The organism is Desulfovibrio legallii, from assembly GCF_004309735.1.
Classification (GTDB): Bacteria; Desulfobacterota; Desulfovibrionia; order Desulfovibrionales; family Desulfovibrionaceae; genus Desulfovibrio; species Desulfovibrio legallii.
Genome location: NZ_SIXC01000022.1, coordinates 1 through 8,886, shown reverse-complemented (window position 1 = coordinate 8,886; position 8,886 = coordinate 1). Strand labels below are relative to the sequence as shown.

Below are 8,886 nucleotides of genomic sequence, written 5' to 3'. Positions count from 1 at the left end.
CGCGTTACTCACCCGTGCGCCACTCTACTTGGGGCCGAAGCCCCGTTCGCGTTCGACTTGCATGTGTTAAGCACGCCGCCAGCGTTCAATCTGAGCCAGAATCAAACTCTCCAGTTCAAATTCTGTACAAGATTCTCACCCTTGCGGGTGAAAATCGGAATCTCAAAGATTTCCTTCCCACTCGCTATTCACTTGTCAATGAACCACCGGGCCTTCCGGCCCCGCCGGACCTTTTCGGTCGGCGCGAGGAGTGTTTATGCTCCCCTTCGCTTCCGGAGTCAACCGTTTTTTTCGCTTCCGGCAAAATTTCTTTTTTGCCTTTGTTTCAAAAACCGTCCCTCGTCGCGAAACCAGAATGTAGCCGGGAGGCCCCCCTTTGTCAACACACTGCGCCCAAAAAGTTTTACTTTTGTCGCAAAAGACCGCCTGAGGCCACGTTCGCACCGCGCCGCAGGCCCAAAGCGCCACACCTCAGAGCCACCAACGCGCGTTCCGCCTTTCTTCTTTACCATACCCTAAGACAGTCGGCTCCATTTTCCCCTCCCCTAAAAATCCGGCTGCTCGTGCTGCCGGTTCCCTCATAAGTATTATTTCGATATCTGACGAAATATACTTGACAGGACCTCTGCCACCTCTTATATTTCGCTCAACAACGAATTGAAAAGGATATTCACTTGCCCCCCCCCACCGACAAGTGCTGCCTGGAGTCATCATGATGCTGAATTATATCACTATTGTCCGTGCCTTGGGCGACGAAAACCGGTTGCGCATCCTCATGGCTCTGCGCATCCGTCCGCTCTGTGTCTGCGAAATCACCACATTGCTGGGGCTGGCGGCTTCCACCACCTCCAAGCATCTGTTCCTGTTACGACAGGCGCGGCTTATCGAAAGTCTGAAAAAAGGCCGCTGGGTCTACTACCGCCTGCCTGCGGAGCCCGTGCCCGCAGTCAAGGATCTTCTGGCCCTGACCGAACGCGAACTGGCCCACTGCCCACAGATCCTGCAGGACGCCGCAGCTTTGCCGGGCATTTCACACAACGCCAACATCCATGAATTTCTGAAACAGAAGCACATCCGCATCCCAGCCGACACGGCGGACGACAGTGAAGACAACGCCGATTTGGCCGCCCCTGACAAAGGGGCCGTTACACCCCAGCCTTCCATTTCGGGAGAAGTCTCATGAGCGACCATACCGCCCCTCGCGTTGCCGACGCCGCATGCAGCCCGTCCTGCGCGCGTGACTACGAAGCCACGCACGACCACCAGACTGTCCCGGCCTGCAGTTGCTGCCACGACCACGAAACCGCGCACAGTCACGACCACGGTCACAACCACGCCCAGGTCGACGCGGACCTGGGCGCTTCGGACTGCGGCTGCACTTCCTGCGCCTGTCACAGCCATAGCGGACCTGAAGACGCCGACCACGAAAAGCGCGAGCTGTTGCTCATGGGCGTTTCGGCTGTACTGTTCGCCATTGGCATGCTGGCCGACACGCAGCTGGAACGTGTCCTGCCGCGCTGGCTGGTGCTTGCCCTGTGCTACGTGCTGCCCTATGCCCTCTGCGGTTTTGCAGTTCTGAAAAGCGGCTTGCAGAGCATTTTGCAAAAAGATTTCTTCAACGAATTTACTTTGATGGGCGGGGCGACCGTGGCCGCCATAGCCTTGGGGCAACTGCCCGAAGCCGTGGGCGTCATGCTCTTCTACCGGGTGGGCGAATTTGTGCAGGAACGCGCCGCCGGGCGGTCCCGCCGTTCGGTACGGGCGCTGCTGGCGGCGCGTCCCAGTGTGGCCCACGAACTGCTGGACGGCGGAACCACCCGCGACGTAGCCCCGGACGTGCTGGGGCCCGGCAGCCACATTCTGGTGCGTCCCGGTGAAAAAATCCCCCTGGACGGTGAGGTGCTGGAAGGCCGCTCCCAGGTGGACACCTCTCCGCTCACGGGCGAATCCGTGCCGCAGCAGGTGGCGCCGGGCGGTCGGGTGCTGGCGGGCACCATCAACCTCAACAGCGCGCTGCGGGTAGAAGTGACTGCGCCCTTTGCGGAATCCTCCATTGCCCGCATTCTGGAAATGGTGGAAAACGCCGTGGCCCGCAAGGCCCCCACAGAACGCTTCATCACCCGCATGGCCCGCTGGTACACGCCGGCCGTCACGGGGCTTGCCCTGTTGGTGGCCGTGCTGCCGCCCCTGCTGGGCCTGGGCACATTCTCACAGTGGCTTTACCGCGCCCTGGTGCTGCTGGTCATTTCCTGCCCCTGCGCCCTGCTCATTTCCATTCCTTTGGGCTATTTCGGCGGCATCGGGGCCGCCTCCCGGCGGGGCATTCTCATCAAGGGCGGTGCGGTGCTGGACAACCTGCGCGACATGCGCGTGGCCGCCCTGGACAAGACCGGCACGCTGACGGAAGGCGTGTTTGAGGTCAACGCCGTGCTGCCCGCCGCTGGCGTGGACAAAAATGAACTGCTGCGCGTGGCCGCCCTGGCCGAAAGCCGCTCCAACCACCCCATTGCCCGCTCTGTGCTGCGCGCGGCGCAGCAGGCGGACAGCGCCCCCGACGAGGCCGCCGTAACCGCCATGACGGAAGTGCCCAGCAAGGGCGTGCAGGTGACCACCGCCAACGGCGACACCTTGCTGGCGGGCAACGCAGCCCTGCTGCAAAGCCACAATATTGCACCCCAGCCCGTGGACCTGCCCGGCAGCGTGGTGCAGGTGGCCCGCAATGGCCGCCTGCTGGGTGCACTGGTGGTTTCGGACCGACTCAAACCCCAGGCCGCCGAAGCCGTGGAAGGCCTGCGCCGCCTGGGCGTACGCACCATTGCCATGCTCACCGGCGACCGGGAGGAACAGGCCCGCCCCGTGGCCGCCCGCCTCAAACTGGACGTGCTCAAGGCCGGTCTGCTGCCCGAAACCAAGGCCAGCGCCCTGCAGGCGCTGGGGCCGGTCAAACATACCCTGTTTGTGGGCGACGGCATCAACGACGCCCCGGTGCTGGCCACGGCCGGCGTAGGTGTGGCCATGGGCGGCCTGGGCGCGGAAGCGGCCATTGAAACCGCCGACGTGGTCATTCTGGACGACAACCCCGCCCGTTTGCCTGAGCTGTTGCGCATTGCCCGCCGCACCCGCACCATTGTCTGGCAAAACATTGTCATGGCTCTGGGCATCAAGGGGCTGTTCATGGCCCTGGGCATTGTGGGCCTTTCCGGCCTATGGGAAGCCGTGTTCGCCGACGTGGGCGTGGCCCTTATGGCCGTGCTCAACGCCGCCCGCGCCGGAAGAATCGACGCCTGAGGCGCAAACCCCGCCGCGCCTCTTGCCCTCGCCAGGACGACACAGCCGCAGCCGGGGAAGGGCTCGCGGGGTCAAAGGCTTGGCGGCCCTGGCCGGACATCCCGAACTGGTTGGCCGGAAAGATGCTCAGACAATCTGAATCGGCACGCACAAGACGCGGCCGATAAAAACAAAGCCCTCCCGGCCGGTTCGAAAACGGCCGGGAGAGCTTTGTTTTTTTGCAGTACGAGCGTTGGGACAAGGTTACCGTGTAACCGCCTTTGGGGCTGCACGCCCAGACGCTTTTGGCAAGGAGTACGTGCGCGGGGCAGTTGCGCGGCACCGCACCGAAGTGGGCGCCGTACTTGTTGCACGCCTCCGCTCAAGGGCAGGCAGCCTTATTGGGAAGACGGATGCAGACGCTCCCTGTATTGAGCAGGTTTCCGGCAAGTCTCGATAATTGCTGCACAACCTTGGGGATTCTCCCAACTTGGCGGACATGGCGGCGCCAAGCGGCGTTACCCCATTTACGGCCTTGCCCACAGAACGGGCACTGGTGTTCAGCTGCCGCAACTGGGCCTGATTGGAAGACGCGCTGAAATTCTTATAGAAATATGCGGGGGCTGCCTGCAAAAGGCCCCGCCTGGCGGGGCCTCCATACAAAAACCGCCGCTTCCGAAGAAGCGGCGGTATAAGCGCGCGGGAAGGGAACGCGCGCGGTGTGGGCGCTACACAGACTTAGAAGGTATAGGCGAAGACCAACTGGGCTTTCCAGGCGTCTTCCTTGGAGAAGCTGCCGTTGCCCTGGCCGTTGTTATAGCCGTTCTTCTTCCAGGTATCCTGGTCCACCATATTGACCACGTAGCCCAGTTCCAGGTTGGCTTCCAGGTTTTCGTAGATCTGCCACTGGTTGACCAGGTTGAATTCCAGCAGGCCGTCGTTGGTGGTCAGGTAGGGGCCGTCGCCGCCGATGCCGTTGCCGCTCCAGGCCGAGGCGCTGTCCATGTACTTGACCATGGAAGGCGCGTTGGTGCCGCCCCAGTAGGCCACGCGGAAGGTGTGCTTGAGGTTTTCCACAAAGCTCATGTCGGCCAGCTGACCGCCGATGCCCCAGGTGCCGGCGTAGCTCATGCTCCAGTCGCAGACGTCGCCGGGGCCCGCGCCCCAGGCCAGGTTGCCGTCGCCCACAAAGGAGGTGAAGTTGCCCGCGCCCGCAATGGAGGGCATGCGCTCGGAGCCGTTCTTGACGTTGCCGTCGTCGCCGCTGGCGTACCAGCCGAAGATGCCGGGGGTGGCCCAGTCCATCTTGTATTCGATCAAGGCCTTGGCCAGCCAGCCCTGACGCTCGGTGCTGCCGCGCACGATATCGTTGCCATTGAGCCGCTTGACGATATCGTACCGCCCCATGGCTTCGGCATAGCCGTAGTTGATATCGAATTCAATGTTCAGCGGATCAAACATGGTGATAGCCACAGGCAGGCCCACCCAGAACAGCGAGCCGTACTGCTTGCCGGTGGTGGAAGCCGTAAGCGGCGTGCTGCCCGCGTAGTTGAAGCCGGGGGTCAGACCGGACAGGGTCAGGCCCAGGTTGCCATCGCTGGTTTCCCAGGGTTCATTGTCATTGACTTCTTCGAGGCCGCGCAGGGAGTTCTTGCCGCGCATGCCGTACATGGCCCAGGGGGTCACTTCCACGCCGTCAAAGGACAGTGGCACGGAGAGCATGAAGAGATCGATATTGTCAAGATAGTTGGATTTTTCCGTGCTCTTCTTTCCATTTTCATCAAAATAGTCTTCGCCGAAGTTGTCGTTGACCGGGCGGGACCACATGGCCGTAAGGCCCACGTTGTCGTTGAACTTGTAGTTGACCACCAGAGCAGCGGAGTCGCAGTCCATAATAGCCGAACCGCCGGCGGCGTTGGGCACGGCAGTGGCCTGCAGGCCCATGCGCACGCGCGCGTCGGTATTGGGGATCAGCCAGTCAATGTAGGCGTTTTTCACCTTCACCACTTTGCCGTCCGCGCCCAGGGCGCCGCCATCTTCAGACTTGCCCCAGGCCTGGTCGCCCAGTTCAAAAAAGACCGTGCCCGAAAGCGCTTCGGAGGCCACGGCGTCCAACTGCAGGCGCACCCGCTGGGACGCGCCAAAGTCGTCTTCCGTATTGCTCTTGGTCTTTTGAGAGTCGTTGGGGCCCCTGGTGTTTTTGGTCAGACTAGTATTGGCCACGCCAAAGCCCACCAGCCATTCGCCCTGGGCCTTGAAGTCAATGGCCTTGGCCCCCCCGGCCGCGCCCACCAACAGGCCGGCGGCCAGCATGGCTACCATGCAGGCTTTCTTGAAGCGTTGCAGTGCGTTCCTTTCTTTCTGATGCATACTCTTGTTCCTCCGGTATGGGTTTTACGGCCGCTACGGATAATCCGCCCCAACAGCCGTGGTGATTGCGTAATATCTCTTATTTTTTTTGCTGCAAAAAAGGAACTCGCCGCCAGCGGCGGGGGACTAATGCTCCCGCGCCTGGGCGTGATCGTGCTTGTGGTGGCCGCACTTGCAATGGGCGCAGTTGCCCTTGCAGACATGGCTGCGTTTCTGTTCAATGAGCACCCGGTTGCCGTTGACGGCCAGGTCAAAGCCGGTTTTACCCTTAAAAACGATCTGCTCCGTGCTCAGGCCGCCCAACAGCAGGGAATTCTTCAGGGCGTCCACAGCCCTGGGATGCGGTCGGGAAACCCGGCGCACATCAATAAAAATACGTTTGCAGGCGTGCTGGTTGCCGTACAGAAGAGCGATGACAGCGTCCGCCTGGGGCGGGCCGAAGGGGTCTTGAAGGCTGATGTGCAGATTGTCGTGGCTGAAGCGGTGGGTGACCTGAAAATCCGGCGTGCCGTGCTCTTCCATACTGTGCCTCCACTAAAATTTGCGAATGAGGCATAGTGGCACAGCACACGGATTGTGTCAACAGAATTGAAATTACTTTTCAAAATCGACATTTATCTATGTGGAATAATTTAAAAAAAATGTTCAATTTTTTGTATCAAACGGTTTCCTCATATTTTTATGACGCCTGTGAGACAAACGACGGCAGAGCAATGTTATTTTTGAAAAAAACTCTGCCTGCAATGACCGGGGTTGTGGAATAAAATATAATTATTCAATATAGTTAATTACAATTATATAAATTTTTAAAATACCCCTTGGCAAAGCTGCGCTGCCGCACCGAGACTCGTTGCACGGCTCCCCCGCGTGCGAACCGCAGAACACAAACCTGCAGCCTCTGAATATGTAATGAAGAGCGTATCCAGGAAGGACGCCACGAAAAAATAGCTGCAAAAAGGAACGAGCCGGGGAAACCTTGAAAAAGGGGAGCGGACGACATTGCCGCCCGCTCCCCGGTCGTCCAAGCAGATTACCTTTGAGAATGCGTGTTCGCAAAGTTTACGGCACGCTTATTCCGACGCCTCCCCGCGCAACTACAGAGTGGTGCTGTCTTCAGCTGTAGCCAGCGCTGCTGTTTTGTTCGTAACGAGAGCTGGGCCTTTGTCCGTAACTTCCTTCGTCGTAACGGGTCAAGCTCCTGCGCTGCAACGGCTGAAGCTACGCTTGCGCCTCCATGGCGGGCGGCTGCTGACGCAACAGCCAGAGCATTGCAACGTTGCAATGCCCTATACAGCCACAGCCCGATGGTCGCGTCCGGCAGAACGCCAGGCCACGATGTCCTCCACACTGCACAGGGGCATGCCGTGGGCCCGGGCAAAAGCCGCCACCTGCGGCAAGCGTGCCATGCTGCCGTCGTCGTTGGTCAGTTCACAAAGCACGCCGCAGGGCTCCAGCCCGGCCATGCGCATGAGGTCCACGGTGGCCTCGGTATGCCCCCGCCGCTCCAGTACCCCACCGGGACGGGCCAGCAAGGGGAAAACGTGCCCCGGCCGCCGCAGATCCTCCGGACGGGCCTGTGGCGCTGCGGCGGCCCGCACGGTGGCCACCCTGTCCGCAGCGGAAACGCCCGTAGTCACCCCGGTGGCCGCTTCAATACTGATGGTAAAAGCCGTCTGCTGGGTGTTGGTGTTGTGCGCGGTCATGAGCGGCAGGTCCAGCCGACGGGCGTGTTCCGCCGTAAGTGGCAGGCAGACAATGCCGCTGCAGTGACGGATGAGCATGGCCATCTGCGGCACACTGATCTGGCTGGCCGAAAAAATGAGGTCGCCCTCGTTTTCCCGGTCCGCATCATCCACAACCAGCACGCCGCCGCCGTCGCGCAGGGAGGCAAGGGCTCGTTGCAGCCGCTCGGCGGCATTGCCAAAGGAATCCAAAGTTAATGGGGACTGATGCATAACCATTCTCCGAAGCCGGCGTTCGTGCCGGGAGAGGTGCACCAGGGCGTGGACGGGCCGCAACGCAACAACGCCGGAAAAATCCGCGCAGGCCGTGCGTGGCGGCAAAAAGCCGTTCTCTTCCATCCGGACTGTTACCGTCGGCTTCGGATTCGCACCGAATCTGCTGACCCCGGTCACGGGCGCTCGCGGGCTGACGGCCGGACTGGCGTCCGCCGCATCACCGCCGGTGGGGACTTGCACCCCGCCCTGAGAAACACGCCTACCCTACCCCTCTCCCCTCGTCCTGACAAGGATGCCGGACGACATTTTCGCGCAGCGAAAAATGGAAGTTACCTGCCCGATCAGCCAGGAAACTGTAAGAGTAAAAACGAGATGATTGCCGTTCCTGTGCCCCTGCGGACTTGCGAACCAGACCACAGAGGTGGATCCCAAAATTCGGACAGGTATGATAGCTACTAACCGAAGTGAGGAGATCAACCATGCCCAAGAGAAAAAATCATGCCCCGGCGTTCAAGGCGAAAGTGGCGCTTGCCGCGCTTTCCGGTGAAAAGACCATTGCCGAAATGGCTTCAGAGTTCGGCGTTCACCAGACCATGGTGCATAAGTGGGTGAAGCAGTTCAAGGAATCGGCTCCCGGGATCTTTTCCGGTGAAATAAAAACCGAAGAGGCCAAAAAGGAAAAAGAGCTGACCCGATTGCACGCCAAGATCGGCCAACTGACAGTGGAACGCGATTTTTTAGCAGAAGCCTGGGGGAAGCGGTGAGCATTTCCCGCAGGCAAAGCATGGTCGCAGCGGGTCATGCCAAGCTCAGCATTGTGTGCCAGTGTCGGCTGCTCAGCATAGCCCGCTCCGGCCTGTATTATGAAAAAACGGGCGAGTCGGTGTACAACCTGTCGCTTATGCAGGAAATCGACCGGGCTTTCACCGAATGGCCATTTCGGGGCGTGCGCCAGGTGCGTGATTATTTGCGGTTACTGGGCTACGGCGTCGGCAGAAAACGCATCCACCGCCTGATGCGACTTATGGGTTTAACGCCGATTTATCGGAAACCAAGAACCAGTATTCCCAACCCGGAGCACATCCGCTATCCGTATTTACTGCGCGACGTTGTCATTACACGGCCCAATCAGGTCTGGTGCGCGGATATCACTTACATCCCCATGCGCAAAGGCTTTCTGTACCTGGTGGCCGTTATGGACTGGCACAGCAAAAAAGTGTTGTCCTGGAGACTTTCCAACACCATGGACGCTGATTTCTGCGTCGCGGCCCTGGAAGAGGCCTTGGCGAAA

General features: G+C 60.1%; 7 protein-coding genes, 1 rRNA gene and 1 riboswitch. Of the genes, 4 read left to right on the top strand and 4 right to left on the bottom strand.

All coding sequences use genetic code 11. The features are described 5' to 3' along the window. Positions 1 to 117 (bottom strand): 16S ribosomal RNA (locus EB812_RS11490); the annotation flags it as partial. Positions 118 to 712: 595 nt separating this feature from the next. On the opposite strand from EB812_RS11490, the gene EB812_RS11485 reads away from it, so the two are divergent. Together EB812_RS11485 and EB812_RS11480 are read left to right on the top strand one after the other, a co-directional pair. After that, positions 713 to 1,183 carry an ArsR/SmtB family transcription factor gene (locus EB812_RS11485; RefSeq protein ID WP_242621284.1) on the top strand — a complete coding sequence of 157 codons (471 nt, stop codon included), beginning with the start codon at positions 713 to 715 and terminating at the stop codon, positions 1,181 to 1,183. After that, a complete protein-coding gene (locus tag EB812_RS11480) occupies positions 1,180 to 3,288 on the top strand; it encodes a heavy metal translocating P-type ATPase (RefSeq protein ID WP_130958322.1) in 2,109 nt (702 codons plus the stop codon). The genes EB812_RS11485 and EB812_RS11480 overlap by 4 nt, the downstream gene beginning before the upstream one ends. A gap of 717 nt (positions 3,289 to 4,005) precedes the next feature. On the opposite strand, the gene EB812_RS11475 is transcribed toward EB812_RS11480, so the two are convergent. From EB812_RS11475 to ribB, 3 genes are all read right to left on the bottom strand, one after another. Further along, entirely contained in the window at positions 4,006 to 5,637 is a 1,632-nt protein-coding gene (locus EB812_RS11475) for an outer membrane homotrimeric porin (protein ID WP_118230825.1), read from the bottom strand. A 126-nt stretch (positions 5,638 to 5,763) separates the two neighbouring features. Continuing rightward, entirely contained in the window at positions 5,764 to 6,159 is a 396-nt protein-coding gene (locus tag EB812_RS11470) for a squalene cyclase (protein WP_118230824.1), read from the bottom strand. Between the two features lie 764 nt (positions 6,160 to 6,923). Then, positions 6,924 to 7,592, bottom strand: a complete 669-nt coding sequence (ribB, locus tag EB812_RS11465; protein WP_118230827.1) for a 3,4-dihydroxy-2-butanone-4-phosphate synthase — start codon at positions 7,590 to 7,592, stop codon at positions 6,924 to 6,926. 110 nt (positions 7,593 to 7,702) lie between these two features. After that, positions 7,703 to 7,853, bottom strand: a riboswitch (FMN riboswitch). Positions 7,854 to 8,074: 221 nt separating this feature from the next. Between ribB and EB812_RS11460 the strand changes: the two genes are divergently transcribed. Continuing rightward, positions 8,075 to 8,359 (top strand): helix-turn-helix domain-containing protein, encoded by a 285-nt coding sequence (locus EB812_RS11460; protein WP_130958321.1) that lies wholly within the window; start codon positions 8,075 to 8,077, stop codon positions 8,357 to 8,359. Beyond that, positions 8,356 to 8,886 (top strand): DDE-type integrase/transposase/recombinase (locus tag EB812_RS11455; RefSeq protein WP_165450945.1); only part of this gene is annotated, 531 nt, incomplete at its 3' end. The genes EB812_RS11460 and EB812_RS11455, both read left to right, overlap by 4 nt.